The sequence below is a fragment of the Pseudomonas sp. LB3P25 genome (assembly GCF_054897985.1).
The window spans coordinates 2,770,813-2,796,614 of sequence record NZ_CM142711.1; the positions used below are offsets into that span (position 1 = coordinate 2,770,813).

The 25,802-nt window shown below is 57.5% G+C and carries 26 protein-coding genes and 1 pseudogene; 14 read left to right on the forward strand and 13 right to left on the reverse strand.

Translation table 11 applies throughout. The annotated features are described in order from the left end of the window. Window positions 1-5 precede the first annotated feature (5 nt). The 5 genes from ACYZTW_RS12510 (at window position 6) to ACYZTW_RS12530 (ending at window position 5,845) form a co-directional block, all read left to right on the forward strand. Window positions 6-1,208 carry a glycosyltransferase gene (locus tag ACYZTW_RS12510; RefSeq protein ID WP_462005114.1) on the forward strand — a complete coding sequence of 401 codons (1,203 nt, stop codon included), beginning with the start codon at window positions 6-8 and terminating at the stop codon, window positions 1,206-1,208. Further along, window positions 1,205-2,392: a glycosyltransferase family 2 protein gene (locus tag ACYZTW_RS12515; RefSeq protein ID WP_462005115.1), complete on the forward strand. Its 1,188-nt coding sequence runs from the start codon at window positions 1,205-1,207 to the stop codon at window positions 2,390-2,392. Before ACYZTW_RS12510 ends, ACYZTW_RS12515 begins: the two co-directional genes overlap by 4 nt. Continuing rightward, window positions 2,392-3,126 carry a WecB/TagA/CpsF family glycosyltransferase gene (locus ACYZTW_RS12520; protein ID WP_462005116.1) on the forward strand — a complete coding sequence of 245 codons (735 nt, stop codon included), beginning with the start codon at window positions 2,392-2,394 and terminating at the stop codon, window positions 3,124-3,126. Before ACYZTW_RS12515 ends, ACYZTW_RS12520 begins: the two co-directional genes overlap by 1 nt. A gap of 376 nt (window positions 3,127-3,502) precedes the next feature. Then, window positions 3,503-4,645: a hypothetical protein gene (locus tag ACYZTW_RS12525; protein ID WP_462005117.1), complete on the forward strand. Its 1,143-nt coding sequence runs from the start codon at window positions 3,503-3,505 to the stop codon at window positions 4,643-4,645. A 78-nt stretch (window positions 4,646-4,723) separates the two neighbouring features. Then, window positions 4,724-5,845, forward strand: a complete 1,122-nt coding sequence (locus ACYZTW_RS12530; protein ID WP_462005118.1) for a glycosyltransferase 61 family protein — start codon at window positions 4,724-4,726, stop codon at window positions 5,843-5,845. Window positions 5,846-5,919: 74 nt separating this feature from the next. On the opposite strand, the gene ACYZTW_RS12535 is transcribed toward ACYZTW_RS12530, so the two are convergent. The 7 genes from ACYZTW_RS12535 to ACYZTW_RS12565 form a co-directional block, all read right to left on the reverse strand. Then, window positions 5,920-7,344 (reverse strand): undecaprenyl-phosphate glucose phosphotransferase, encoded by a 1,425-nt coding sequence (locus tag ACYZTW_RS12535; RefSeq protein WP_462005119.1) that lies wholly within the window; start codon window positions 7,342-7,344, stop codon window positions 5,920-5,922. A 555-nt stretch (window positions 7,345-7,899) separates the two neighbouring features. After that, entirely contained in the window at window positions 7,900-9,084 is a 1,185-nt protein-coding gene (locus tag ACYZTW_RS12540; RefSeq protein ID WP_462005120.1) for an acetyl-CoA C-acyltransferase family protein, read from the reverse strand. A 427-nt stretch (window positions 9,085-9,511) separates the two neighbouring features. After that, window positions 9,512-9,952 carry a helix-turn-helix domain-containing protein gene (locus ACYZTW_RS12545; RefSeq protein WP_462005121.1) on the reverse strand — a complete coding sequence of 147 codons (441 nt, stop codon included), beginning with the start codon at window positions 9,950-9,952 and terminating at the stop codon, window positions 9,512-9,514. 207 nt (window positions 9,953-10,159) lie between these two features. Then, complete coding sequence (locus tag ACYZTW_RS12550; protein WP_462005122.1) at window positions 10,160-11,566, reverse strand: heavy metal sensor histidine kinase; 1,407 nt, start codon at window positions 11,564-11,566, stop codon at window positions 10,160-10,162. Next, complete coding sequence (locus ACYZTW_RS12555; protein ID WP_462005123.1) at window positions 11,563-12,234, reverse strand: heavy metal response regulator transcription factor; 672 nt, start codon at window positions 12,232-12,234, stop codon at window positions 11,563-11,565. Before ACYZTW_RS12555 ends, ACYZTW_RS12550 begins: the two co-directional genes overlap by 4 nt. 110 nt (window positions 12,235-12,344) lie before the next feature. Beyond that, window positions 12,345-12,602: a DUF2790 domain-containing protein gene (locus ACYZTW_RS12560; protein ID WP_462005124.1), complete on the reverse strand. Its 258-nt coding sequence runs from the start codon at window positions 12,600-12,602 to the stop codon at window positions 12,345-12,347. Window positions 12,603-12,731: 129 nt separating this feature from the next. Next, the gene (locus ACYZTW_RS12565; protein WP_462005125.1) at window positions 12,732-13,502 is read right to left on the reverse strand and encodes an alpha/beta hydrolase; all 771 of its coding nucleotides are present in this window, start codon (window positions 13,500-13,502) and stop codon (window positions 12,732-12,734) included. 219 nt (window positions 13,503-13,721) lie between these two features. On the opposite strand from ACYZTW_RS12565, the gene ACYZTW_RS12570 reads away from it, so the two are divergent. Beyond that, window positions 13,722-13,943: a hypothetical protein gene (locus ACYZTW_RS12570; RefSeq protein WP_462005126.1), complete on the forward strand. Its 222-nt coding sequence runs from the start codon at window positions 13,722-13,724 to the stop codon at window positions 13,941-13,943. 17 nt (window positions 13,944-13,960) lie between these two features. On the opposite strand, the gene ACYZTW_RS12575 is transcribed toward ACYZTW_RS12570, so the two are convergent. Beyond that, window positions 13,961-14,863: a LysR substrate-binding domain-containing protein gene (locus ACYZTW_RS12575; protein ID WP_462005127.1), complete on the reverse strand. Its 903-nt coding sequence runs from the start codon at window positions 14,861-14,863 to the stop codon at window positions 13,961-13,963. A 149-nt stretch (window positions 14,864-15,012) separates the two neighbouring features. Here ACYZTW_RS12575 and ACYZTW_RS12580 point away from each other — a divergent pair, with 149 nt between their 5' ends. The 6 genes from ACYZTW_RS12580 (at window position 15,013) to ACYZTW_RS12605 (ending at window position 22,297) form a co-directional block, all read left to right on the forward strand. After that, window positions 15,013-16,314: an NAD(P)/FAD-dependent oxidoreductase gene (locus ACYZTW_RS12580; protein WP_462005128.1), complete on the forward strand. Its 1,302-nt coding sequence runs from the start codon at window positions 15,013-15,015 to the stop codon at window positions 16,312-16,314. A gap of 51 nt (window positions 16,315-16,365) precedes the next feature. Continuing rightward, window positions 16,366-17,454 (forward strand): polyamine ABC transporter substrate-binding protein, encoded by a 1,089-nt coding sequence (locus tag ACYZTW_RS12585; RefSeq protein WP_462005129.1) that lies wholly within the window; start codon window positions 16,366-16,368, stop codon window positions 17,452-17,454. 175 nt (window positions 17,455-17,629) lie between these two features. Continuing rightward, the gene (locus ACYZTW_RS12590; RefSeq protein ID WP_462005284.1) at window positions 17,630-18,730 is read left to right on the forward strand and encodes an IS110 family RNA-guided transposase; all 1,101 of its coding nucleotides are present in this window, start codon (window positions 17,630-17,632) and stop codon (window positions 18,728-18,730) included. A gap of 571 nt (window positions 18,731-19,301) precedes the next feature. Then, complete coding sequence (locus tag ACYZTW_RS12595) at window positions 19,302-20,273, forward strand: tripartite tricarboxylate transporter substrate binding protein (protein WP_462005130.1); 972 nt, start codon at window positions 19,302-19,304, stop codon at window positions 20,271-20,273. Further along, window positions 20,270-20,764, forward strand: a complete 495-nt coding sequence (locus ACYZTW_RS12600; RefSeq protein WP_462005131.1) for a tripartite tricarboxylate transporter TctB family protein — start codon at window positions 20,270-20,272, stop codon at window positions 20,762-20,764. The genes ACYZTW_RS12595 and ACYZTW_RS12600 overlap by 4 nt, the downstream gene beginning before the upstream one ends. 24 nt (window positions 20,765-20,788) lie before the next feature. Then, a complete protein-coding gene (locus ACYZTW_RS12605; RefSeq protein ID WP_149629668.1) occupies window positions 20,789-22,297 on the forward strand; it encodes a tripartite tricarboxylate transporter permease in 1,509 nt (502 codons plus the stop codon). A 53-nt stretch (window positions 22,298-22,350) separates the two neighbouring features. Here ACYZTW_RS12605 and ACYZTW_RS12610 read toward each other — a convergent pair whose 3' ends face one another. Both ACYZTW_RS12610 and ACYZTW_RS12615 read right to left on the reverse strand, forming a co-directional pair. Further along, window positions 22,351-22,770 (reverse strand): organic hydroperoxide resistance protein, encoded by a 420-nt coding sequence (locus ACYZTW_RS12610; protein ID WP_462005132.1) that lies wholly within the window; start codon window positions 22,768-22,770, stop codon window positions 22,351-22,353. Window positions 22,771-22,975: 205 nt separating this feature from the next. Continuing rightward, window positions 22,976-23,437 (reverse strand): FAS1-like dehydratase domain-containing protein, encoded by a 462-nt coding sequence (locus ACYZTW_RS12615; RefSeq protein ID WP_462005133.1) that lies wholly within the window; start codon window positions 23,435-23,437, stop codon window positions 22,976-22,978. Between ACYZTW_RS12615 and ACYZTW_RS12620 the strand changes: the two genes are divergently transcribed. Beyond that, the gene (locus ACYZTW_RS12620; RefSeq protein ID WP_462005134.1) at window positions 23,414-23,605 is read left to right on the forward strand and encodes a helix-turn-helix domain-containing protein; all 192 of its coding nucleotides are present in this window, start codon (window positions 23,414-23,416) and stop codon (window positions 23,603-23,605) included. The genes ACYZTW_RS12615 and ACYZTW_RS12620 overlap by 24 nt on opposite strands. A 149-nt stretch (window positions 23,606-23,754) precedes the next feature. Here ACYZTW_RS12620 and msrA read toward each other — a convergent pair whose 3' ends face one another. Then, entirely contained in the window at window positions 23,755-24,261 is a 507-nt protein-coding gene (gene msrA, locus ACYZTW_RS12625) for a peptide-methionine (S)-S-oxide reductase MsrA (RefSeq protein ID WP_462005135.1), read from the reverse strand. 55 nt (window positions 24,262-24,316) lie between these two features. Continuing rightward, window positions 24,317-24,550: a hypothetical protein gene (locus ACYZTW_RS12630; RefSeq protein WP_462005747.1), complete on the reverse strand. Its 234-nt coding sequence runs from the start codon at window positions 24,548-24,550 to the stop codon at window positions 24,317-24,319. Between the two features lie 123 nt (window positions 24,551-24,673). Here ACYZTW_RS12630 and ACYZTW_RS12635 point away from each other — a divergent pair. Next, window positions 24,674-25,236, forward strand: a pseudogene (locus ACYZTW_RS12635) (nucleotidyltransferase family protein). 112 nt (window positions 25,237-25,348) lie between these two features. Here the strand turns inward: ACYZTW_RS12635 and ACYZTW_RS12640 are convergent. After that, complete coding sequence (locus ACYZTW_RS12640) at window positions 25,349-25,780, reverse strand: nuclear transport factor 2 family protein (RefSeq protein ID WP_462005136.1); 432 nt, start codon at window positions 25,778-25,780, stop codon at window positions 25,349-25,351. Window positions 25,781-25,802: the final 22 nt, after the last annotated feature.

Consider the following 25,802-nt stretch of genomic DNA (forward strand, 5'->3'; position numbering starts at 1 on the left):
TTCCTATGCGTATCGCTTATTTCATCAATCAATACCCCAAAGTCAGCCATAGCTTCATTCGTCGCGAGATTTTGGCGTTAGAGCGTCAGGGTTTTGCGGTGCAGCGCATCGCTCTGCGTGGCTGGGATGCCGAATTGGTGGATGCCGAGGACGTGTCCGAACGCGATAAAACCCAGTATGTGCTGCTGGGCGGAGTTAAAGAGCTGTTAGTGCCTGTGCTGCAGGTGCTGCGCGCCCAGCCGCGACGCTTTTTTTCGGCGCTGTGGCTGGCGCTACGCATGGGCCAGCGTGCCGATCGCCCCTGGCCCTATCATTTGGTCTATTTGTCCGAGGCGTGCCGCGTGCTGACTTGGTTGCAGGCGTTCGGTGCCGAGCATGTGCATGCTCATTTCGGCACTAACTCAACCGAGGTGGTGATGCTGGCCAATGCACTCGGTGGGCCGGCGTACAGTTTTACCGTGCACGGGCCGGAAGAGTTCGACAAACCGCAGTTTATTCATTTGGGCGAGAAAGTCCGGCGCGCGGCTTTTGTCGCGGCTATCAGCTCTTATGGGCGCAGCCAGCTGTTTCGCTGGGTGGCTCACGCGCACTGGCCAAGGGTAAAGGTGGTGCATTGTGGCCTGGAACGCGGGTTTCACGATGTGCCGGCAGTTGCCGTGCCATCCACGCCGCGGTTGGTTTGCGTGGGTCGTTTGTGTGAGCAGAAGGGTCAACTTTTGCTGCTTGAGGCCGCCCGCATTCTGGCAGTACAAGACGTGGAGTTCGAGATAGTACTGGCCGGCGATGGAGAAATGCGCGCGGAAATCGAAGCCCTTATTGCACTCCATGGCTTGCAGGCGCGTGTGCGAATTACCGGGTGGATCAGCAGTGAGCAGGTGCGGGCGGAAATTCTTGCGGCGCGGGCCTTGGTGTTGCCGAGCTTCGCGGAGGGCTTGCCGGTGGTCATCATGGAAGCCATGGCGTTGCGCCGACCCGTACTGACGAGCTATGTGGCGGGGATTCCCGAGTTAGTGCAACAGGGTGTGAACGGTTGGTTGTTTCCCGCGGGAGCTGTGGATGAGTTGGCGGCGGCGCTGGCGGACTGCCTCGCGCAACCTGTCGAGGTGTTGCAGCAGATGGGCGAGGCGGCTTATCAGCGAGTGCTGGAGCGACACGATATCGATATCGAAGCGGCCAAGTTGGCCAAATTGTTTAAGGCGCAAGCATGATCACCTTACTGAATTGGCTGGTCAGCGCACTACTGGTACTTATGGTCCTGCCGGTGTTGGTGCTGTTTGTGCAAGTGCTGCTGGCCTGCCTGCCTGCGCGGTCGCGCTCGCCGGCAAAAGGATCGCGACCGCGGTTGGCGGTGTTGGTGCCGGCGCACAATGAATCCTCAATCATAGTCGCGACGTTAAACAGCATTCGGGCGCAGTTGCTAGAAGGCGATCGCCTATTGGTGGTGGCGGATAACTGTTCTGACGACACGGCCGCGCTGGCCCGCACCGCCGGTGCCGAGGTCGTGGAGCGCAGTAATGATCAGCAACGTGGCAAAGGTTATGCGCTGGACTTTGGGGTGCGTCATTTGGCGAGCCTCGCGCCGGACGTCATGATTATTATCGATGCCGATTGCCTGGTGGGTGAGGGCTCTATTGAGCGTTTGGCAATGCGTTGCGTCGAATCAGGGCGGCCAACACAAGCACTTTATTTGATGCATGCTCCAGAAGGTTCCGGGCTAAAAGTGCAGCTTGCCGAGTTTGCCTGGTGTGTGAAGAATCGGGTACGGCCGCAAGGCTGGTCTCGGCTTGGTTTGCCCTGTCCGTTAATGGGCTCGGGAATGGCTTTCGTCTGGAAGGATCTGGCTTTGGTCGATTTAGCCAGTGGCCACCTCGTCGAAGATTTGAAGATGGGCCTGGATTTCTGCCGAAGCGGCAAGCCGCCTTTGTTTTGCCCAGATGCCTTGGTGACCAGCTATTTTGCGCGCAGTGAAGAAGGCTTAAGTACCCAGCGCAGGCGCTGGGAGCATGGGCACCTGGGAGTCATCCTTGGCGATGCGCCAAAGCTGGTGGTGGAGGCAATTGGCCGTCGTAACGCGAGCCTGTTGGCTATGACGGTGGATTTATTGGTCCCTCCGTTGGCCTTGCTGACGTTAGTGTTGGGGGCGACCTTTGCCCTGTCATGGCTGGTATTTTTGCTGGGCGGAGCGTTGGCGCCAGCATTGATAGCTTCCGCCGGGGTGGTCCTATTGAGCGTGACTGTCTTGCTGGCGTGGAGCCATTTCGGTCGCGGGATCATCTCCTTTTCGACCTTGTTGTATGCACCGTTCTACGCAATCAAAAAAATTCCCCTGTACATCGGCTTTGTGCTTAAGCGCCAGGTTGAGTGGGTGCGTTCGAAGCGAGATGACAATTAATGCGTGCTTTATCCTGGCAACACAGCTGGCAAACAATTACCCGGAAACTCAGGGTGGTCAGCGATGTTGATGACGAGCAAGCATTGATTGATGCGTTATCCAATCCTGACGTGACGACAGTGCTCGGATTCGCCAATGCCCATGCCATGAATCTGGTGGCGGCCAACACCGACTACTTTAACGCGCTGCTGGCTGCGGACGTGTTGTTGCGGGATGGCTCCGGCATGGCCATCCTGTTTCGTCGCCTCGGCCTGGAGCCGGGGCTAAATATGAATGGCACCGATTTCATCCCCAAATTACTGGCCGCGTTCAAGGGCCGGCGCGTGGCTTTCTGGGGCACAGAAGAACCCTTTCTTACCAATGCGGTGCAGCATGGCGAAGCGGTATTTGCGGTCAATGTAGTGTCTGCTCACCATGGTTTCGCGCCGGTGGATGCCTACATAAACCTTGCCCGGCAGTTTCAGCCGGAACTGGTTGTGCTGGGTATGGGCATGCCCAAGCAAGAAGCCGTTGCTGCGAGGCTCGCTGCCAGCGGCGTGCCCTGTCTTGTCGTGTGCGGAGGCGCGATCCTGGATTTTCTCGGTGGCAAAGTGACTCGCGCTCCGCAATGGGTGCGACGTCTCGGCTGTGAGTGGCTGTTCAGACTCATCAGTGAGCCAAAGCGCTTATTCAGTCGCTATGTGATGGGTAATCCGATGTTCTTGTTGCGCACGTTGATCTACAGGGATTCTTGACGTTACAGGAGTTTGACACCTGGCGGGACTTCCCCGCGGCGTAAAAAACACGGCTGAAATATCTTGCCAAACCCCGGTGTAGCACCTTTACTCATGTTGGAATTGTCGACGTGATGGGTGTATTCGGGGTTGTTTTCTTCATTAGGATTGGCGTCAACAAAATGTTGTCGGACATCTTGATTCCCGGGAGGGAATGGCGAGTTTTTCGCAAGAAAGATGACGTGTTCAAAATTGAGGGCGGATTGTATCGGTGCTGTCATTAGGGTTCACCGCACATTTTGAAAAACGTGCTCAGTTGTCGAGCGCTCATTTCGAGTATTTAGTTTGTTGATTTGTAAACTAAAATACCCCTTCCTTAAATTGTGCTAATAACCAAATGAAAAAACACATAACAGAATTAGTGCGTAAGTTAATATCTCCTTCGATGCGATTTGAGCTAAGGAAAGCGATTGCCTGGCTGCGGGATATACTTGGGCGAGCCTGTTTTTGGCGTTGGGAAATTGTCAGGTTCAGACTGCAGGAAGATAGCCTCCACGACATTCTCTATGTGGGCAGGAAAACACAGCGGGAATTTGTGAAGGTTCTACTGGGCGCCAAATCTCAAGCGGTTGATAGTCAGTTAAAGTTGGGCACGTCAGACCGGACGGTATGGGTCAGTGAAATGCCGACGTTGGGGGCATTGTATGTGCCTCAATATCTGAGTGCCGTCGTGCCGCTGAGCAAATCAATCGACGAGATCACAGCGAGATACAACACTGAGTTACGTCGAAATCTGCGCAAAAACCGGTTGCGCTACCGTATGAAACAAGCGTTGAACGATGACGAGATTGAAAGTGCAGACCGGGAAATGCTTCAACCTTACGCCAAGGCAAGGCATGGTACGGCCGCCTCTCAAATTGAAGCGCATGAAGTTCAACGGGTGGCCAAAGTTGCCGGGCGACTTGATCTGGTGTTGTTGGAGGATGAGATTGTTGCATGCCATCTTGGCTGCGTAGTGACCCGGGCAGGAAAGCGCTATTGGAGCACCGTGCGTTTCGGCTACCCTGATGCTGTGTTTTCAGATACTAAAAAGTTACGTGAAGTTAACTCAATTACTACGTTCATGGCGCTGGAGTGGGCGATAGAAAATGGGTTTGACTATTATGATATCGGAACGTGCCTGGCACGCCCGGACGATGGACTTCTTGAGTGGAAAAGAAGGCGTGGCGGTGATGTTGATACGCTGGGCAATTACGGCTATTTGTTTGTTCGACTGCCCAAGGTGGGCGCAGCGCAATTTCTTTGGGAGACACCTCTATTTGCTGTCGAAGGCAAGAAGTTGACACTTCATCTTGGGTTGCCGGGCGGTCCGAGTGACGAGGAAGTTGCTAATCGATACCGCGAAATGGGCTTTGGTGGCCTTTTCAAAATATACCTTCATTGTTTCAGGGCGCCGGGAGAAGCGCTTCTCGACACCTTGCGTAGTCGCTACGCTCATCTGAAGTCACCTCCTGTGCTGGAAAGTATCGTATCCACCTGAACAGGGTGCTGATTTTAAAGAAGTGCAGTTTTGGCCATGAACGCTGTTTCTGTATAACTAAATTTGGATGGGGTGCATATGTCGGAATTCAATGCATTGACGAGTGACGGCCAATCAAAGTGGAGCCTTGCTGCGTATAAACACATGTTTAACACACGGCTCACACGCAAACCGTCCTTAACCCTGCAAAGCCAAGCCGTGAAAACGTGGGAAATTGCTCCAGGCGAGATCGCGATTGCTCCGCCCGCTTTTTTCTTGCCCAATCAGCTCGAGCGTGTGACGGGATGGGAAGAGAAGCTTTTTTATCCTCACGAGCATCCCCGCCGCACAATGGAAGGCGTCGGTCGTGTTGAACATGGTCCGACCAGAGGTTACCTGCTTAAAGATGTCTGGTTAATCGATGGCACGCTCTACAAAGGCAATGCCAAATCATGGTTGTCACCGGGTTCTGGTTGGTTACCAAAGATTCGAGTAGAAAACGAAATCGATCGCGGGGCGTTGTATTGCACCGCGGGGGGAATCAAGTGGTTTGGTACGTGGTTGATGGATGATTGTTTAACCTATCGATTGGCATGTGAAGAAGGCGTTCCGGTGACCACGGCACCCTCGGCCGATAGTGTTTCCACAGCAAGGGACGGCATACTTCACACCCCCGATTATGAGAACTGGCTTGATATGAGGCCCGTTCATTTACGTAACGCATTTTTTCGTGAGCTCGTGATCTTTGACGATCTAAGCCAAAATCGACATAAGCACCTGCGTTTCCGTGAGATGGGGGAAAAGCTGTTATCACACGTAACTGTTTGCTCCCACCCCGGCGTGTTCATTCTGCGAGGTGGCAGGGGTGAACTGCGATTGTTAAGCAATGAGATGGAGCTGGCTGAACGGCTGCGTGACCGCAGAGGTTTTCGCATTCTCGACCCTGCGACGTCCGATGTTTCGACCATCGTGGCGACCTGCGCCGGGGCCAGAACCGTGATAGGGGTGGAGGGGAGTCAACTTATCCATGGGGTTAATGTTCTCCCGCCTGGTGGTTCGCTGCTGGTATTGCAGCCGCCTAATCGCTTTATCTGTTTCTTTAAATATCTAACGGATCGTGATCAGCAGAACTTTGGTTTTGTGGTCGGTACACCAGAGGAAAATGGTTTTAGAATCGACCCCGATGAAGTTGAGCGCACGCTGGATCTCTTTCCGTCATGATACGGCGAGGCCGTAGGCCTCGCCTTTATTGCGCATCAAATGGGCCTTGAGATTGCCCAGGCACTCAACACTGGCTAGTAGGCATGTTTGCCGGAGAAGGCAAACACAGTTCGTAAAAGAATGACGAAATCGAGCCATAGCGACCAGTTGTTGATGTACTCGATGTCCGAGTCAACACGCCGGATCATCTGCTCTATATCCCTCGTTTCACCACGATAGCCACGTACCTGAGCCAGGCCTGTGATGCCCGGTTTAATGTTGTGACGCGCAAAGTAGCCCGAGACGTCGGGCGAGTACTGCACATCGTGCTGAATAGCGTGCGGGCGAGGCCCCACCAGAGACATTTCCCCCATCAAAACGTTGAACAACTGCGGTAGCTCATCCAGGCTGGTTCGCCGAATAAAGGCGCCAACCCTGGTCATGCGCGGGTCATTCTTTTGCGCCTGCTTGACGATGCCGTCTTCCGGCTGATGGACGACCATGCTTCTGAACTTCCAGATCCGAAAAGCTTCTCCACTCCACCCCATGCGCTGCTGACGAAAGAACACGGGCCCGGGGCTATCGAGCTTGATGGCAAGGGCGACGGCTGCCAGGAAGGGGGTTGCAAGAACCAAAATGAGAAAGGCCCCGACTTTGTCCTCGAGATTCTTCAGAAACAGACGCATCCCTATCAGCGGTGTTTCAGACAAGGTCAGCACGGGAATGCCGGCAATTTCGCGAACACTGTGGTTGATCAGGCGCAACGAGAAAATGTCAGGCACCCAGTTAACAGAGATGTGTTTATCGAACAGCCTTAAATAAACATCCTGGATAACCTCTGAACCACCCAGAGGTGTCACAAAATAGACGGTACGAATGGCATGTTTAACAACTAATTCATCAAGGTCGGAGATATCGCCCAGTATCGGCAGACGTTGCGCGCCTTCCAAACCTTCCTTTCCCCGATCATCGTCCGCGCCAATCAACACACATCCGACTATGCGTTCACCGAGCCAGGGATTATTGCTGATTTTCTTGTGAAGATAGCTGGCCAGCTCACCCGAGCCAATAATCAGCGAATTTTCCAATTGCGTCGAGTGGGCCAAAAACTTCTTCTGCATTTCGCGTGTCGCCAAGTGCAAAAGCAACTGCGCTAAATATCCAACAACAAATAACTGCCCAACCAACAAGCGCGAGTACTGTTCGCTTGTTTTGGTAAGAAAGGCCATGGCAACGAGAAAACCAAACGTGGCAGTCCACGCCTTTAAAAGCTTGAAGGCTTTGACGGTAAATCCAACATTGCTGCGGTAAATAGCATAGTGGTCGTACACGACGGCCAACGCCCCCAGCAGCAGCAGGAGCAGGATGACGTAGTCCTGCGTGAGGACACCGATATGATAATTGATCAAGAACCACGCGACACCGGTCACCGCAACGCAATCGAGACCGGCCTGAATAACGATACTGGTACTGCTTCTTCGCTGGAGTACGGAACGGCTACTGTTGGGCTCGAATATCATACCTAGACCTCATGTCTGCTGCCCCTCGCGCTCATTGATGGCGCGATTCAGTTTAATACTGCCCTCGTTTGAGAGCGTAGCATCACCGTGACTGGGAGAATGTGGCGACGCGTGCTATCACTTTAGCAGTGCTGCGCAATCACCCACTGAATCTGCATGGTTTAGTAAAGCCTCCATGCCTGAAAATGAAGTCCATCGAGATAGCAGCCGACCTTCCGCAGGGCCATCCGCGGTGTCTGCAGCAAGGTCGTGCGCTGTCAGCAGTCGGGATTGTTCGCTGGGAATCTGGTTGCCTGAGCAGGTGCGTGGGCCTTGGCCCCCGGGGAGGTTGGGCATGGTTGTTGCGCGCAGTGCCGCCATTTCTTCAGCGCGGTAAAGCTGATAATCCGCCGGCGTGCTTTTGCCCGCTATGCAAGCAATCCGGCATGGGCCGCGAGTTTGGTCGCACAGTGATCGAGACTTACACCGAACTGAAATCCGTGTGCATCGCGCACTGATTCGATCGCGGTAAAACGAGACGGCGCCCGCAACGGGCGCCGTCGTCGTTTGGGCCGATCAGACGCGTTCGAACAACACGGCGATGCCCTGGCCGCCGCCAATGCACATGGTTGCCAGGGCATAACGGCCCTGAACACGGTGGAGTTCGTGAATCGCCTTGGTGGCGATAATCGCACCGGTCGCGCCCACTGGATGCCCCAGCGAGATACCCGAACCATTGGGGTTGACCTTCTCCGGGTCGAAGCCCAGTTCCTGCGCCACGGCACACGCCTGGGCCGCGAATGCTTCGTTGGACTCGATGACATCCAGGTCGGCAACGGTCAGGCCGGCGCGTTTGAGGACCAGGCGGGTCGCGGGAATTGGTCCCAATCCCATGAGTTCAGGCTCAACACCGGCATGGGCATAAGCAACCAGTCGGGCGATGGGCTTGAGGCCTTGGTCGCGAACCATCTGACCCGTGGCCATGATCAGTGCACCGGCACCGTCATTGAGTCCCGACGCGTTGCCGGCGGTGACGCTGCCGTCTTTCTTGAAGGCCGGTTTCATTTTGCTCAATTGCTCGGCATTGACCTCGGCGCGGACATGCTCGTCCGTCGCAAACGTCACGGTGCCTTTGCGGGACGCCACTTCGATCGGCACGATCTGGTCGGTAAACCGCCCTTCGGCAATCGCCCGGGCCGCCCGTTGCTGGCTGAGCAGCGCCAACTCATCCTGAGCCTGTCGCGTGATGCCATAGCGCTCGGCGATATTTTCCGCAGTAATGCCCATGTGGAAACCGCCAAACGGGTCTTGCAGAACGCCGAGCACGTAGTCGATGGCTTGCATATCGCCCATGCGTGCGCCCCAGCGTGCCTGCGGCAACAGGTAGACCCCGCGGCTCATGGACTCGACGCCACCCGCCAGCGCAGCCCCTGCATCGCCCAACATCAAACTTTGAGCCGCACTGACAATGGCTTGTAAACCAGAACCGCAGAGGCGGTTGACGTTGAAGGCGGGCGTCTCTTTCGGCAGGCCGGCATTCATCGCCACGGCACGAGAGATGTAGGCGTCACGTGCTTCCGTCGGGATCACATGGCCCATCACCGCGTGACCGATGTGTTCAGGTGCCAGCCCCGAACGTTCAATGGCGGCGCGGCAAACATCAGTGGCCAGTTGAATCGGTGGCACATCTTTGAGCGAACCGCCAAAGCTGCCGATGGCTGAGCGGACGGCGCTGATTACAAAAATGTCGGATGGGTTCATGTGGGTTCCCCTGGATTCGATTGCGTTTCAGTATTTTTATTGGGGACGAGTCTAGAGTCGGCAACGTTATTGGCCTATGCCGAAACTGCTCAACGGAGCTGGTGTTTTTTGCCATTTCAGTTGAAATAGATTTTAGATCCATCTGAACAGGTCGAAAGCGCAGAAGAGGAAATAAAAAAGCCCGGCACACGTCCGTAATGCTGTTCACTTAAGAGAGTCTTGAATCAGAGAAACCTGTGGCGAGGGAGCTTGCTCCCGCTTGAGTGCGTAGCACTCACAAAAATCGGCAATGATTGTCAGATTTTTGGGGCCGCTATGCAGCCCAGCGCGAGCAAGCTCGCTCGCCACAAAGGTACGCACGATCCAAGAGCGCGCCTAAGTGAACAGCATTACGGTACACGTCCGGGCTTTGCAATTCAGGTCTTTGTCAGGCACACGTTTGGTCTTGCTTGTGCCATCCATCTTCAAACTGAAGGTTGAGCTTATGTAGCTCATGATCCAGCTCGTTGATCGAGTTAATGGCGGCCATCAGATCCGCTTCGCCAGTCTTGGCTTCCAGGTAAAGCCCGCGCAGGTAGCGATCATTTACAGTCGGAATCTTGTCAGTCTTTTCCCAAATCGCCACCGCTTGGGAGGTCAGCCCGACAATACTGGCCAGTCTTTCTTGAGATAAACCTAACTCTTTACGCAGGAACCGAAACTCTGCACCGGTCAGAGCTGCCGGTTTTTGCGCAATCGTCTTGCCGATAAAGTCGTGAAGGCCCTCGACATCCGTGATAGCAACAGACTCGCCATAGGCGGTCTCTTTCACCCTGTAGCCGTTGCTAAACCAGACGTTCGGCAGCCCGCTTTCAACGTAGTGGTACATCAAATTATCTCTCCCTTTGCATCGTGGTCACTATGACGAGATATCTCCCGTCTTCGTCGACATCGATTGCGCCCAATTACCTATAATTTTTATAGGTTGCGACAGACTAAAGCTGAAGCACCAATTGTCAAAACGGGGGAAACAAAATGAGACATGTAGCGGAGCAGCGACGGGCAGATTCAGTTCATACGACAGGCCGGTCCGGCATCATTCATCCAATTGCCGCGCCGGAAAAAACAGCTCGAAGCAGGTGATGCCGTCGCTGCTGCTGACGCTGTAAGCCCCATTGTGCAACTGCATGATCGTCGCCACGATCGACAGGCCCAGGCCGTTGGAGTGGGCCGAGCGTTCGCGGGATTCGTCGACGCGGTAGAAGCGTTCGAACAGTCTGGGCAAGTGTTCGGCGGGGACGGTCTGGCCGTGATTGCGCACCTGAAGGCGGATGCCGTCGGCCGCGGGCGTGGCGCGGATGAACAGCTCGGAGTCAGGCGCACCGTATTTGATCGCGTTGGCACAGAGGTTGGCCAGGGCGCGACGCAGCAGCATCGGTTCGGCCCAGATCACTCCGCTGCCCTGGGCATCGATGCTGATCCCTACATCCGCCGCCAGCCCTTCGAAATAGTCGGCCATGCGTTCCATTTCTTCGGCTGCATCCAGTTCCTGCCGTTGGCGCAAAGCGCTGGCCGGGTCGGTGCGGGCCAGAAACAGCATGTTGTCGAGCATCCGCGCCAGGCGCTCCAGCTCTTCGACATTGGAGGCGAGCAGTTGCTGATAGGCCTCAATGCTGCGGTTTTGCTGCAGGGCGACCTGGGTTTCGCCGAGCAGGTTGTTGATCGGTGTGCGCAGTTCGTGGGCCATGTCGGTCGACACCTGACCCAGTTGCACGAAGCCCTTGCCCAGACGGTCGAGCATCGCATTGAACGCTTCGATCATCGGCAGCAGTTCTCGCGGTGCGCCCAAGCTGTCGAGGCGCTCGGTGAGGTTGCCGACGCCGATGCCTTGGGCGTGGCGGGCCAGGCGTCGCACGGGCAAGAGACCGCGATGCACCAGCAGATAGCCGGACAGCGCCAGCAGAATCGCCGCCACACTGGCGAAGAGGTAGACGTTGAGTCGGTAGCGGGCGAGGACGGCGGTGCGCTCGGTCATCAGGCGCCCGGTGACCACTTGCAGGCTGCCCAGATCGCCGGAGTCGATGGTCGCCGCCAGCGCCGCGAACGCCACGCCATCCACACTCGGGTAATGCTGCACGTCGGCCAGCGTCAACGGATGATCCATGGCCGCCGGCGATAGCGACGGCACGGCGAGGTTTCCGGGGTTGACCACTAGCAAGGGTTTTTGTCCGGGGGCGCCGATGGTCAGCAGCGCCTCGCGGTTGCCGAGCATGTTCTGGAACAGCGCCGGCTTGGTCTTGATCAGGTCCAGGGTGTTGCTGTCGTTGAGGAAGGTGCGCAGTTGATCAATGCGGTTCACCAGTGCGGCGTCGTCGCGGCGGATCAGCTCGTGTTCCAGATCCCGGTACAGCGCCACACCCAGGAGGGTCAGCGAAACAAAGGCGAGCAAGGCGAACACCAAAGCCAGGCGCAGCGTTAAAGAGTGGCGAAGGTGTGAGGTCATGGTTGCGTATCGAAGCGGTAGCCGATACCGCGCACGCTGTGAATCAATTTGAGTTGGAACGGGTCGTCGATTTTCAGCCGCAGGCGCCGCACCGCGACATCCACAACGTTGGTGTCACTGTCGAAGTTCATGTCCCAGACCCGCGAAGCGATCATCGAACGCGACAGAACCTGGCCCTGGTGCGTAGTGAACAGGTGCAGCAGGGCGAACTCCTTGTTGGTCAGGGTGATCCGCACGCCGGCGCGGGTGATGCGGCGTTTGAGCACATCGATTTGCAGGTCGGCGACGTGCAACTGTTCTTCTTCCCGGGTGGGACCGCGCCGGGTCAGGGTGCGCAGACGCGCCACCAGTTCGGCGAAGGAAAACGGTTTGATCAGGTAATCGTCGGCGCCCAGTTCCAGGCCCTTGATGCGGTCGGCGATGTCATCGCGGGCCGTGAGAAACAGCACCGGGGTGTCGGCTTCCTTGCGCAAGCGGCGCAGGACTTCCCAGCCATCCATTTTCGGCATCATGACGTCCAGCACAATGACGTCGAAATCGTGCTCCAGGGCCAGGTGCAAGCCATCGACCCCATCGCGTGCCAGGCTGACGGAGTAGCCGAGTTCCTGCAGACCATTGAGCAGGTAGTTACCGGCCTTGGGTTCGTCTTCGACTACGAGGATGTTCATGGGGATCTGCCTGGTTCAGGTGTCAGCAACATTCGAGGTACGGAGGCGGGCTACAGGGGCGAGACATTCGCGCCAGTGTAGCCCGATCCTCTGTGAGTACCGGCGTCTGATCAATTATCACCAATGCAACCCATGCCCTGGACCTGGTAATCCAGCACGTGCTTGCGACCCTGATGGTCGAGGTAAATGAGCTGCGTGGGGACGATGCCGCATTCTTGCGAGATGGTATTGCTGGACAGGTCTTTGGCGATATCCAGGTGGACGAAGAAACCGGTCTTGTCGTGGATGACAGGTTCGGTGGTCTGGGTAGCGGCAAACGCCGAACCGGTGGCGAGGAGGGCAGCAACACCGAGGATTAACATTTTCATGATGATTCCCTCTATTCAGGGGCGGGTTGGCTGCCGATGGGTTGCCTGGCAGTGAGCTCAGGTTAACCAGGCGATCCGCACAGCCGACCCACAGTTGAATGACAATTTTGTAATGAAACGGCGCCGAAGTTACGGTTGGCGACCGGCGGCTTCGAGGATCAGGTCAGCGATTTCTTTGGAGTGGGAGACCAAAGACAGGTGGCTCGACGGCAGCTCGATGGTGGTCGCGTTCATGCGTTTGGCGAGGAAGCGTTCCAGGTCCGGGTTGATGGTTTGATCGAGGCTGGAGACCGCGTACCAGGACGGCTTGGTGTGCCAGGCCGCGGCGGTGGTGCGGTCGGTGAACAGGGTTTTGGCGATCGGTTGCTGGACGGCGAACAGTTCCATCGCCTTGTCGTGGGGCACGTCACTGGCGAAGTACTTGAGGAAGGTATCTTGCTTCAGGCTGATGAACCCATCGTGTTCCTCGGTGCCGGCGCGCACGGGCATGGTTGGGTATTTGGCCGACAGCGCAACGAAGTCCTCGCCTGCGTCCGGCGCCCGGGCGGCGACATAAACCAATGAGCTGACTTTTGGATTGACCCCGGCTTCACTGACCACGGTGCCGGCGTAGGAGTGGCCGACCAGCACGGTCGGGCCGTCTTGTTGATCGAGCACGCGTTGCGTGGCGGCGACGTCGTCGGCCACTGAGGTCAACGGGTTTTGCACCGCAGTGACGTGCAAGCCGGCGGCCTGTAACCGGGTGATCACGTCCGCCCAGCTCGAGCCATCGGCCCAGGAACCGTGCACCAGCACAACGTTGTTGGCCTTGACCGGTGCGATGTTGCTGGCCATGGCGGAACCGGTGCCCAGCATCAACAGGCTGGCGGCGATCAGGCAGAGTTTGCTCAATGGTTTCATGGTGTCGACCCTCGTCATCTGTGGGAGGTGTGTCACCCGCGGTGGGTGACAGACGACGCCACTGTATGAAGCGAGGGTGCTGGCGACGCTGACAACTCAATGACAAGTTTGTAATGCACGGATCGTCTGTCTTTTTTACCTCACTGCCGTATGTCGGGAGCGAGGAACGCCCACCCATGAGAAAACCTCCAAACCAAGACTGTCTTTGGGAGTTTGAGCATGAGTGATGATCAAAAGGGGGAAGCCCTGGCGGCCTGGTATCAGCTCCTGAAAGTGCCCGAAGTCCGGATGGATGCCGAAGAGCAATATGACGAGTTGCTTAAGGCTGCCGATGAGATGGAGCGCACCGGACTCATCAACAGCGCTGAATGGCGCAAGCTGGTTCAAGAGGCGAGCGCTGCTTTTGCCAATGCGACACAAGGGTTGGGGCGCGGAACGTAGTGGTCAATCCCTGGTGGTCAAACTTCGCCTGCTGGCTGTTCGGCCTGTTGGGCGAACCACTGCATGATCAGCGAGCAGGCTGGATGAGCGGCGGCGGAAGGTTGCAGGATCAAGGCGTAAATACCGCGGGTCTTCAACGGGCGGCCGAACGGAACGACAAGCACGCCTCGTTCGAGTGATTCTCCCGCCAGGGTCAGGTCAGTCATGGCGACCCCCAGTCCTCGTGCCGCCGCATCGAGCGCCAACTCGTCGAGGTTGAAGGGGATGTGGCGGTAGTCCTCGAGTGACTGGCCGCCATTGGCGTGCAGCCACTGGACCCAGTCATGCTTGTCCGCCGAGCGATGCAACAGCGGGAAACGCACGAGATCTGCCACCGACTCCAACGGCTGGGTCGTGCTGCCCAGGCCTGGGGCGCACACCGGCACCAGCGCCTCCTCGAACAACGTCAGGCAGTCAGGATCGCGGGACGGCTCGGGCAGATAGAGGATGTAGGCGTCGCTGTCGATGGCCGGCTCTACCACTTCCGTGGCCACGGTTTCGATCGACAGCGAAACCTGCGGATGACTTCGATAGAACTCGCTCAATTTTGGCAACAACCATCGAACCGCCAGCGACACATGCATGCGTATACGGAAGGGGCGTTTCTGCGGTGTCAGTCGATCTTCCAGTGTTTTCAGTTGCGCCAGAATACTTCGGGCGGTCGCAAGCACCTGTTCGCCTTCCGGTGTCAGTCGAACACTGCGGCTATTCCTCACGAACATCGGCAAGTCGAAGTGGCTCTCCAATTGCTGGATTTTTCGGCTCACTGCGCTTTGGGTCAGGCACAGCTTTTGCGCAGCTTGCGTGAAACTGCCCGAGCCTGCGACCTCGACCAGCGCCTGCAAGGCCTGGAGAGAAGGAACGTGGTGAATTTTATCCATGCGTTTTTTGAATGGCTCGATGATTTTATAACGTTGGTTGTATCACTACAGGCCTTATAGATTCTAGCTCTAGCCAGCGCCAGCCGGAAATACTCATGCGATGACGTCATGTACGGTGCTTGCAGAACGACAGGCAGATGAGGTGATGCATGACCAATGTATGTGGCTGGATTGCGCAGGCGGGGAGTTCACCCGCTCGCGATGCTCTCAAAGGCACGCAAAAAGCCGATTGGCTGATTGTCGGTGCCGGTATCACCGGGCTGTGCGCCGCTCACACACTCGCTGAAATGCACCCTCAGGCGCGGATCGTGATTGTCGACCGACAACGGGCCGCGCAGGGCGCGTCGGCGCGCAATTCAGGCTTCGTGGTAGGGCACGAACATCCGGTCAAGGATGAGCTGATCGGCAACCCGGGGTTTGCCGGTTTTGAAGTCGATACCTCGATTTCCCGTGCCGCCAGTGACGAAGTGCGCCAACGCATTGCTCGTCTGGGCATCGAGTGCGAATTCAGGGAATCGGGCTACTTCTTCGCGGTCAACGATCCCGGCAAGTTGACCGATGTCGCCGCCAAACTGGCAACGCTACGCGCGGTCGGAGCCTCTGCGCACTTTCTGGAAGGTGAACCGCTGAGCAAAAAACTGGGCACCGCGCATTACCAGGCCGCGATCTGGTGCGGCAATGGCAACGCACTGCTGCAACCCGCGAAATACGTGAAGGGCCTGCTGGATACGCTGCCGGACACGGTGACCCTCTTTGAAAACACCGATATCACCGGCCTGGAGCGTTTGGGCAAAGGGCGAATTCGCGCGAATGGCATCGATGGAAGCATTGAGGCCAGGCAAGTCTTGGTGTGTCTGAACGCGTTCATCCCGCGCTCAGGGATCGAAGACAGCGGGACGTTCCCGATGGAACTCAGCGCCAGCCTGACACGGCCGCTCAGCGACGCGGAGTTCAAGTCCATCGGCGCTGTTGAGCCTTGGGGGGTGCTGTCCACCCGGCCACTGGGCGCCACGGTGCGACTGACCCCGGACCGCCGCGTGATGATCCGCAACACGGCGGAATACCGTTCTCGGGATCTATCCGATAGTGAACTTCTACACCGTCGTAAACACCATGTGCTCGGCTTGCAACGCCGCTTTCCGTTCTTGAACGAGCAGGACATTCAATACACCTGGACCGGGCACTTGAGCGCTTCGCGCACTGGGCAACCCTATTTCGCCAAGGTCGACGAAGGTGTGTTTGCGGTGGCCGGCTGCAATGGTTCGGGCGTTGCACGCGGCACCCTTTGGGGACGCTTGCTCGCCGAACTGGCATCGGGTGCCAGCTCGCCCATCCTCGAATCGGTGATGCGCAGGGCTCAGCCGGGCTGGCTGCCGCCGCGTCCCTTGCTCGATATCGGTGCCATGCTTCGAATGCGCGTGGAGGCGGTCAGGGCCAGAACAGAAGTCTAGAAAACCCGGCGATCAAAGAATAAAAACTCATCAAACACACGGTGATTGAACATGCGCGTCAATAACATTTCCCTGATGGTCGTGCTGGCGACGTTGTCGGCAGGCACTTACGCTGACGAAGTCGTCAATATTTCAAACTGGAACGGCTACATCGCCGACGACACCTTGACCACGTTCACCAAGGAGACGGGGATCAAGGCAACGTACGACATTCACGACAGCAACGAAGTGCTGGAATCCAAGCTGATGACCGGCAACACCGGCTATGACGTGGTGAGCCCTTCGAACCATTTTCTGTCCCGATTGATAAAGGCCGGGGCCGTTCAAAAGCTCGACAAAAGCCAGCTACCCAACTGGAAAAACCTTGACCCGGCGCTGATGAAAAAACTCGAGGTCAATGATCCGGGTAACCAGTACGGTTATCCGTACATGTGGGGCACGGCGGGTATTGGCTACAACGTCGAGAAGATCAAGGCGATCTTCGGCAACACCGATGTCACCCATTCCTGGAACCTGTTTTTTGATGAAAACAACATCAAAAAGCTGAGCCAGTGCGGCGTGGCAATTATCGATAACCCGACGCAGATCCTGCCGATCACCCTCAATTACCTGGGGCTGCCGCCCCATAGCCACGAGCCGGCGGATTACAAGAAAGCCGAGCAGGCGCTGCTCAAAATCAGACCTTACGTCCAGTACTTCCACGCCTCCAAGTACATCAGCGACCTGGCGAACGGCAATGTCTGCGCGGTGATCGGTTTCAATGGCGACATCGTGCAGGCGGCCGCCAGCGCCAAGGAAGCCAACAACGGCATCGACATCGCCTATTCGATCCCCGACGAAGGCTCAACGCTGTGGTTCGACATGGTGGTCATGCCCAAGAGCGCGCCGCACGAGAAGAATGGCTACGCCTACATGAATTACCTGCTGACACCGCAGGTCATTGCCAACATCAGCAACAGCATCCATTACGCCAACCCCAACCTTGTGGCGGATGAGTATGTGACTCCGGCCGTGAAACAAGACCTGGCGATTTACCCGCCGACACGTGTGTTGGACAAGTTGTTTACCGTCGAGGAACTGCCCGCTGCCATCGCACGGTTGACGACGCGACTGTGGACCAAGCTGAAAACCAACACATAACAACATCGGCACGATCCTTGGGGGACGTCGCATCAGGCGCGCCTCAGGAGTGCAGACCTAATGTCAGTCAGTTAACCCGCAATGCAATCTGTAATTGAATGGACTCGCCCAAGCCGAGGCGTCTGTGCGCCACGGTGGCATTCTTATAGAAGCCAACGACAGCGAGGGCGAGGCCATGAAAAAGCATACGACGATCAACCAGTCTTTGTCAGCCGATGCGGCGGCATGCACCACAGTTGCGGTGGATCTTGCCAAAAGGGTCTTTCAAGTGGCCGGGGAGGATGCCCTCGGTCAGGTGATATTCGAGGATCGAATCAAGTCACGCGAGGCCTTTCAGGTATTTCTTCATAAGCTACCAGTGAGCGTGACGGTGTTGGTGGAAACCGGGCCAGGCGCTCAGGCGTGGGCGCGGTTGCTGCAAACGCAGGGTAATCCAGTGCGCATCCTGCCGGCCCAGTTGGTTGCCAATCATCGCAGCGGCCCGAAAAATGATCGCAACGATGCATTGGCTATCTTGCGCGCAGGCCGCGATTGCAAGATCTCATCTGTACCGCTCAAGAGTGCGGCGGCGCTGGCGATGCAGGCTCTGCACAGGGCCCGGCAGGGATATGTACGGCGACGTACTGCGGTCGGCAATCAGATGCGCGGTTTACTGCTGGAACACGGTGTGGCCATGGCGCAGGGCGAAATAGCTATCAGCCAACTCGTGCCTCGGGTACTGGAAGATACCACCCAACCGTTGCCCGATTTGCTGCGCGAACTGATCGCCGAACTGCTGGGCGAATGGAGTCAACTGGGCGAACGCGTCAACGTGCTGACTGGTCGGCTGGAAACAGCCGCGAAGGCGGACGAGACGGCGAAGCGGCTGATGACGGTGCGCGGCGTTGGTCCGATCATCGCCACGGCGTTGTTGGCCAAGCAGACCGAGCCTGAACGCTTCGCCAACGCCCGCTTGTTCGCCGCCTACTTCGGGTTGGTGCCCAGCCAGCACAGCAGCGGCGAGAAGGTCCGGTTGGGCAAGATGAGCAAGCATGGCGATGCTTACTTGCGCAGTCTGACGATCCAGGGTGCCCATGCCGTTTTAAGACAGCTACGACCCGATTCACAGCAGCCGGACGACCAACGTCTCCAGCGTTGGATATCCCGCCTGGGTCGCAAGGAGGCGGCGGTGCGCTTGGCCAACCGCAACCTGCGCATCCTCTGGGTGCTATTGCAAAACGACCAGACTTATCGTCGCCAGCCGGGCACTGGCCAGGAGGCTGCGATGAGTCACTGATAACAGAGTTCTGCCACCGGGGCGTTAAGCCGCTCCAACCCATGCTAAGAACATTGACCCCAGGTCAGACCGTCGCGGATTGATGCCTAAGCTGCTACTGGCCCTTGAGGCCTTACTGTAATCGGCATACCGCGAGCTTACCCAATGTTGGCCAGAAGCCGTTGAAGGCTTCCTCGAACAGGCCTCATACATAGATGCAACCGGGTAGCAGTGTTTAAAAGCGGGTTGAACGTGGGGGCGAGTCCATACATAGCAGCTGGCGAAGCCTGCGTTCGACTGCGTAGCAGTCGTAAAATCAGCAACTGCGGTGCGTCAGGCGCACCGCGTTAGCCGGATTCACGACTGCTACGCAGCCGAACGCAGCCTTCGGCAGCTGCTACAAGGAAGTGCGTTGCAGCTGAAATTGCTTAACTGATTGGCATTAGGCTTACTCCAAGAGATTCTTCGTTGTAGGTCATCGGCCTAACCATGGCCTACGCTTATCCCGAGATGGATATTCATTGATCAGGGTTTGCTCCCTGATCGACTTTCAGCAGGTGCCCATAAAAACAAAAGTCTCGGGAGAAAACACATGTTCGCTTTGTTTCGTCGATTCAGCCGCTACATGGCAGTAGGAATGACCGCTGCCGCACTCGCGACACCGGCCCTTGCGCTGGACACCGTCAAGTTCATGGCCCCGGGGTCTGTGGGTGGCGGTTATGACCAGACCGCCAGGGTCCTGGGCAAAGCCTTGATCGAGGCCAACACGGCCAAATCCACCACCTTCGAGAACAAGGGCGGAGCAGGGGGGACGTTGGGGCTGGCGCAGTTCGCCAACAGCACCAAGGGCGATCCGAATGCACTGCTCGTTGTCGGTGCGATCATGGTCACTGCCATTGAACAGAACAAGCCGCAAATTACCTTGAAGGACGTGACGCCGATCGCCCGGCTGTTCACCGAATACAACGTGATTGCCGTCCGCAAGGAGTCCGAATTCAAGACCCTGGAGGACTTGCTGAAAGTCTTCAAAGACAAGCCGACCAGTATCTCCTGGGGCGGTGGCTCCAAGGGGTCGATTGATCACATCGGCATTGCCGAATTGGCCGCAAAAATGGGTGTCCCGGTCAACAAGGTGAATTACGTCGCCTTCGCGGGCGGGGGTGAAGTCGTTGCTCAGGCATTGGGCGGGCAGATCAAGGTGATCACCGGTGGTTATGCCGAGCTTGGCCAATACATCAGAAACGGCCAGTTCCGGGTGCTCGCCATCGGCGCGCCCGAACGCATTGAAGGCATCGATGCACCGACCCTCAAGGAGAAAGGCTACGACGTGACCATCGGCAATTGGCGGGGTGTTTACGGTGCCGCGAACCTCACGCCTGAGCAGCGCAAAGAGGTGATCGACGCTGTCGTGGCCGCCACCAACAGCAAAGTCTGGAAAGAAAATATCGACACCAACAAATGGTCACCCAACGTCCTGACCGGCGATGAGTTCGGCAAATTCGTCGACGAAGAGCATGTGCGGCTGCGGGCGATGCTGGTAGAGGTCGGGCTGGTTTCGAAATGACCCAGCCTCGCGCAATAGTGCCGGTGCAACTGGCGATCGGCGTCGGAGTGATTGCCATCAGCGCCGTGTTGGCGGTGGGCGCATTCCGGTTTCCTCCCGAGATGGGGTTCGTCATTCTGGGGGCTCACGTCTACCCGTACGCCGTCGCGGTGTTCCTGGGCGCTGTTGGTCTGTTGCTGTGTTATCAGGCCGTCACCGGTGGTTTTCGCGAGCTGGCAGACCACAGCGACGAAGCTGACAAAGCGCTGCCCGGCGGCAAACCCGGCGCCGCCTGGGTGACTGCGGGACTTGTGGGGGTGGCCGTGCTGATTAACCTCATCGGCTTCGTATTGGCCGCCGGGCTGTTGTTTGCCTGTTCGGCACGGGGCTTTGGCAGTCGCCGTCCGGTGCGTGACCTCGCCATCGGCATTGCCTTGACCCTGCCGATTTACTGGCTGTTCAACGCCGGGCTAGGGGTTTCCCTGCCGCCCCTTATCAACGCCTGGATCTGACCCCGGCCGAAGGAGGTAACCAAGGTGGAAACTCTCGCGAACCTGGCCATTGGTTTTTCCGCTGCGCTGACACCGATCAATTTGATGTGGGGCTTCATCGGCTGTTTGCTCGGCACCGCCATTGGTGTCTTGCCGGGTATTGGGCCGGCGCTGACCGTTGCACTGCTGCTGCCGATCACCGCCAAGGTCGATCCTACGGGTGCCTTGATCATGTTCGCCGGTATCTATTACGGCGCTCAGTTTGGCGGCTCGACCACCTCCATCCTGCTCAATACGCCCGGTGAATCGTCCTCCATGGTCACGGCCCTGGAAGGCAATCTCATGGCGCGCAACGGCCGGGCAGGACCGGCCCTGGCAACGGCCGCGATAGGGTCATTTGTTGCCGGCACCATCGCGACGGTGTTGCTGACGTTGTTTGCCCCTATTGTTGCCACGCTGGCGCTCAAGTTTGGTCCGGCCGAGTATTTCGCGATTCTGGTGCTGTCCTTCACGACGGTCTCTGCGGTACTTGGCGCTTCAATGCTGCGCGGTTTTGCCTCGCTCGGGATCGGGCTGACCATCGGCTTGATCGGCCTGGACTCGACCTCGGGCATTGCCCGCTACACCTTGGCGGTGCCGGAGTTGGTTGATGGCATCGAAGTTGTGCTCGTGGCGGTCGGGTTGTTTGCAGTGGGTGAGGCCTTGTACAGCCTGCTTTATCAAAAAGAAGAAGCGTCCGGTCGGCACCGTTTGACCTCGTTGTGGATGACGCGCGCTGACTGGAAACGCTCGGTCCCCGCCTGGCTACGGGGCACGCTGATCGGCTTTCCATTCGGGTCGATTCCGGCCGGGGGCGCTGAAATTCCGACGTTCCTGTCCTATTCGGCGGAACGCAAACTGAGCAAGTACCCGAAAGAGTTTGCGGGCAGCAAGGGCGAGGGGGCGATCGAGGGGGTTGCCGGTCCCGAGGCGGCCAACAACGCGAGCGCGACGGGTTCTTTGGTGCCACTGCTGACGCTCGGCATCCCGACGTCCGCCACTGCGGCGATTCTGTTGGCCGCGTTCCAGAACTACAACCTGCAGCCGGGGCCGATGCTCTTCCAGACGTCGGGGGAACTGGTCTGGACCCTGGTGGCCTCGTTGTATGTCGGCAACGTGATCCTGTTGGTGTTGAATCTCCCGTTGGTGGGCCTGTGGGTCAAGCTCCTGCAGATTCCCCGGCCGTACCTGAACGCCGGCATTCTGGTGTTTGCCACCATCGGTGTGTACGGCATGCGCCATTCTTCCTTCGATCTTTTGTTGATGTTGGCGATTGGTTGGGGCGGTGTATTGATGCGCCGTTTCGATTTTCCCGTCGCCCCCGTGATTGTCGGCATGCTGCTGGGGCCGATGGCTGAAAAGCAGCTGCGCAATGCGTTGTCCATCAGCGAGGGAGACTGGCTGGTGTTTGTCACGCAACCGATATCGGCCGCGTTTCTCGCGCTAACGCTGCTGGTGCTGGTGGTTCCGCATCTGCTTCACGCCCGCGGTATCAAGTTGCATGAGGACGATTGAGCGCAGTGGCCAGCGCAGCCTGCCGGGAAGGCAGGCCGCACGGGGTGCTTTGCTTAAACCAGATTGATCGTGACGTCGATGTTGCCACGGGTCGCTTTGGAGTACGGGCACCTCTGGTGGGCGCCATCCACCACCGCTCGTGCGACAGCAGGGTCCAGACCCGGAAGGCTGACATTGAGGCGCGCCTGGAGGAAAAAGGCGTCTTCGGTCTTGCCCAGGTCCACTTCGGCATCGACGGCAACGTCGCTCGGCAGGGTCACCTTCAATGCAACAGCCGCCTTACCCATTGCACCGATGAAACAGGCCGACCAACCCGCAGCCAGCAGCTGTTCGGGATTGGTGCCGCTCCCTGACGAGCCAGGCGCGGAAAGCTTGACGTCCAAACGTCCATCGTCGCTTCGCGACTCGCCGTTACGGCCTCCGGTGGTGTGGGTCTTGCCGGTATAAAGCACGGTATCGATTTCATTGATCATGAGGTGGCTCCTGCTTGGGTGTTGGGCTCTTCAGACTGGGTTCATCGGAGAACGTCAGGTGTGCGACGCCGCCTACTTTTTCACCTTCATGTACTGCGTATGTGTCCTGATCCGGCGATTGTGTATTGCTGTGTAAGATCGCCAGGGAAAATACAGAGCGTTACAAAACACCCGGCCACCGGACACTTCGATACGCGTGAAGCCGTCATCCGCCAGGGGCCGTTACACCGTTTGTGGGATCACCTTCGCGTAGCATCTGCGTCAGGATTTCTCGCTCCTTCACGCCCGGCACGACGCCGCTGGTTTCTGCTTCCAGCACGATGATGTCGTCCTCGTTGGTCATCGTGATAGCCGCCGTGGCGCGGTCTTTTTCATCGATGCCTGTGATCAGCCAATGGCAGGTGATGGTGTCGCCGGCATACACGGGCTGCTTGAAGTGGAACGTCATGCCTGACGCCAGCCAGCCGATCTGCCCACCGATTTCGGTGAGCAGGCTGGCCGTCAGCAGGCCATGGGAAACCGGCGCCCGGAAGCGGCGCGAGCCCGCGAGTACATTGACGACAACCTTGATCGGCCTATTACCCTCGACGACCTGGCCGATTGCGCCGGGCGGGACTGCTGGAGCCTGTCGAATGACTTTCGTGTGTTCTTCGGCACCAGCCCGCACCGCTATCTCACGTTGCGGCGCCTGGGCCGAGTGAAAGCGCTCACCCAAGCGGGGCTGGCGCTGTCGGATGCGGCGATCGATGCGGGTTTTTTCGATCAAAGCCACATGTCCAGGCACTTCAAGAAGACGTTCGGTATTTCGCCTTCGCGCTGGTGTAACCCCGCGTAAACGCTCGACCACTGACCCCATGCGTTGCTAGCGCTGGAGGTGTATGTGGTGGCAGTGAAGGGTAGGGCTTTCCCGGTAGGGGAGCATGGGTATTCAAAGTGAGGCGGTCTCGCCGACAGCCGCCGGCGGGAACGCTTTTAGCCTCACCATCACCCTCGTTTGGGCAGTTTCCAGTCTGGCCGAATGAAATGGCAGGTGTAACCGTCGGGCAATCGTTCTAGATAGTCCTGATGTTCCGGCTCTGCTTCCCAGAACGGGCCAGCGGGTACGATTTCAGTGACGACTTTGCCTGGCCAGAGGCCGGATGCATCTACATCGGCCGCTGTGTCCTCGGCCACCTGCTTCTGTTCATCGCTGAGATAGAAGAGTGCCGAGCGATAGCTCATACCCACATCGTTGCCCTGACGATTCGTTGTCGTCGGGTCGTGGATCTGGAAGAAAAACTCGAGGATCTGGCGATAGCTGATCTGGTCCGGATCGAACACGATCTCGATCGCTTCGGCATGCGTGCCATGGTTGCGGTAAGTCGCATTGGGTACATCGCCGCCCGAGTAGCCTACCCGCGTGGATAGCACGCCGGGGTAGCGTCTTAGCAGATCCTGCATGCCCCAGAAGCAGCCACCTGCCAGGATGGCAGTTTCAGTTCGCGTCGTCATAGTACGGTCCCTCCCATCAGTGAATTTAGCGTCCAACCGCGGGTCGTCGCATCGGTCATAACCACGACTCGGCAACACGGCGGTCCAGTTCTTCCCAGTCCGCCATGCCCAATACCCTGGTCGTGTTGAGGCCCCGCAGGTACCCCCTGAGCTGATTGGCCGATGCACGCCGCTCATCAGAGCTGGCATTGTCGTCGTGTAGCGCTTCCTCGTAGAGCCGCAGATACTCGGCGACCCGGTCGCGGAAGTCCGGCAACACGGCCTCAAGAATCAAGTCGAAAGTCCGCAGCTTCTGATTGGCGTTCACGGTGTCATCCCGGGAGAGTTTGAGGGCTGTTGCCTGGTTTGGCGGATCGGGTATCAATGTACCTCAAAAGGTCCCCAAGGATTTGTTGCGCCACATGGAGAGAGCATGACGTTAACCGCTGAAACGTTGATTGAGATCGCGATGGCCAATCCGGCAAACGCCGAGATTGCCCGGCGCTTGCCTTCACTCGGCCTGAACCAATGCATGTTGACGGCGGGCTGCCTTTTTCAGGCGGTCTGGAATCATCAAACCGGGCTTCCCGCCGCTTGGGGCATCACAAGGATTATGACGTTTTCTACTTTGATGAAGACGTGTCGTGGGAGGCCGAGAATGAAGTCATCGTTGCCGCCCGGAAGCTCTTTCACGACCTCTACGAGAACATCGAAATCAAGAACCAGGCACGGGTTCACCTTTGGTACGGTCAGCGATTTGGCAGGGCTTATCCCAAGCTTCAGTCGGCCAAGGATGGCATTGATCGGTATCTGATTGTGGGGACGTGTATCGGCCTGGATGTGGTGACCGGCGAGGTGTATGCGCCTTACGGTTTGAGCGACGTCGAAGAAGGGCTTTTACGGATCAATCCGGTGAATCATCAGCCCGATCTGTTCGAACAGAAAGCCCGGAGTTATCAGGCTCGGTGGCCTTTTCTACGAATGGTCGCAATTTGAATCGACAGACATTTCCGCCGCGCACTCGCGGATCAACGATCGTCTTGCAGTAAAAGTAGAGGGTAGGGGACACCGTAGCCTGGCTAACCGGTGTCCCCTTGTTACGCAAAAATCAGAACTTGAACGCTTGTCGGCCGACCAGCAACCAGTGGCCTTTCTGTTTTTGCCAGATCTGGAAGTTCTCGATTTCGGTCGGAATCACTTCGGTGCCTTTGAGGGCTTGTGCCGAGAAGTGATGGCGAACCAACGCCACGTCACCGGATACGGTGATGGTCTGGTTCTGCATCTCCAGGGTTTTGAACGCGCTTTTGCCGGTTTCGATATCGGCGATGAATTCCTTCTTGTCCTGGATCTTCCCGCTGGAATGCCCGTAGGTCAGGTTCTCGGCGGTCAGCGCTTTCAGTTCGGCAATGTTCTTGTTCAACATCGCTTGCGTCAGATGGTCGACGGCTTGCGCAACCTCCTTGTCCCCGGAAGCAGGGGCGGCGGCTACGTAGCCACTGAAGAGGCACAAGAATCCAATCAACAGTTTCACTTTTTTCATGGGTGTTTCCTTGTTGTTGTGG

Bases quoted from the DNA above. Each gene is read 5' to 3' on its own strand.
- ACYZTW_RS12510 (WP_462005114.1), top strand. From the start codon at position 6: ATGCGTATCGCTTATTTCATCAATCAATACCCCAAAGTCAGCCATAGC.
- ACYZTW_RS12515 (WP_462005115.1), top strand. From the start codon at position 1,205: ATGATCACCTTACTGAATTGGCTGGTCAGCGCACTACTGGTACTTATG.
- ACYZTW_RS12520 (WP_462005116.1), top strand. From the start codon at position 2,392: ATGCGTGCTTTATCCTGGCAACACAGCTGGCAAACAATTACCCGGAAA.
- ACYZTW_RS12525 (WP_462005117.1), top strand. From the start codon at position 3,503: ATGAAAAAACACATAACAGAATTAGTGCGTAAGTTAATATCTCCTTCG.
- ACYZTW_RS12530 (WP_462005118.1), top strand. From the start codon at position 4,724: ATGTCGGAATTCAATGCATTGACGAGTGACGGCCAATCAAAGTGGAGC.
- ACYZTW_RS12535 (WP_462005119.1), bottom strand. From the start codon at position 7,344: ATGATATTCGAGCCCAACAGTAGCCGTTCCGTACTCCAGCGAAGAAGC.
- ACYZTW_RS12540 (WP_462005120.1), bottom strand. From the start codon at position 9,084: ATGAACCCATCCGACATTTTTGTAATCAGCGCCGTCCGCTCAGCCATC.
- ACYZTW_RS12545 (WP_462005121.1), bottom strand. From the start codon at position 9,952: ATGTACCACTACGTTGAAAGCGGGCTGCCGAACGTCTGGTTTAGCAAC.
- ACYZTW_RS12550 (WP_462005122.1), bottom strand. From the start codon at position 11,566: ATGACCTCACACCTTCGCCACTCTTTAACGCTGCGCCTGGCTTTGGTG.
- ACYZTW_RS12555 (WP_462005123.1), bottom strand. From the start codon at position 12,234: ATGAACATCCTCGTAGTCGAAGACGAACCCAAGGCCGGTAACTACCTG.
- ACYZTW_RS12560 (WP_462005124.1), bottom strand. From the start codon at position 12,602: ATGAAAATGTTAATCCTCGGTGTTGCTGCCCTCCTCGCCACCGGTTCG.
- ACYZTW_RS12565 (WP_462005125.1), bottom strand. From the start codon at position 13,502: ATGAAACCATTGAGCAAACTCTGCCTGATCGCCGCCAGCCTGTTGATG.
- ACYZTW_RS12570 (WP_462005126.1), top strand. From the start codon at position 13,722: ATGAGTGATGATCAAAAGGGGGAAGCCCTGGCGGCCTGGTATCAGCTC.
- ACYZTW_RS12575 (WP_462005127.1), bottom strand. From the start codon at position 14,863: ATGGATAAAATTCACCACGTTCCTTCTCTCCAGGCCTTGCAGGCGCTG.
- ACYZTW_RS12580 (WP_462005128.1), top strand. From the start codon at position 15,013: ATGACCAATGTATGTGGCTGGATTGCGCAGGCGGGGAGTTCACCCGCT.
- ACYZTW_RS12585 (WP_462005129.1), top strand. From the start codon at position 16,366: ATGCGCGTCAATAACATTTCCCTGATGGTCGTGCTGGCGACGTTGTCG.
- ACYZTW_RS12590 (WP_462005284.1), top strand. From the start codon at position 17,630: ATGAAAAAGCATACGACGATCAACCAGTCTTTGTCAGCCGATGCGGCG.
- ACYZTW_RS12595 (WP_462005130.1), top strand. From the start codon at position 19,302: ATGTTCGCTTTGTTTCGTCGATTCAGCCGCTACATGGCAGTAGGAATG.
- ACYZTW_RS12600 (WP_462005131.1), top strand. From the start codon at position 20,270: ATGACCCAGCCTCGCGCAATAGTGCCGGTGCAACTGGCGATCGGCGTC.
- ACYZTW_RS12610 (WP_462005132.1), bottom strand. From the start codon at position 22,770: ATGATCAATGAAATCGATACCGTGCTTTATACCGGCAAGACCCACACC.
- msrA (WP_462005135.1), bottom strand. From the start codon at position 24,261: ATGACGACGCGAACTGAAACTGCCATCCTGGCAGGTGGCTGCTTCTGG.
- ACYZTW_RS12640 (WP_462005136.1), bottom strand. From the start codon at position 25,780: ATGAAAAAAGTGAAACTGTTGATTGGATTCTTGTGCCTCTTCAGTGGC.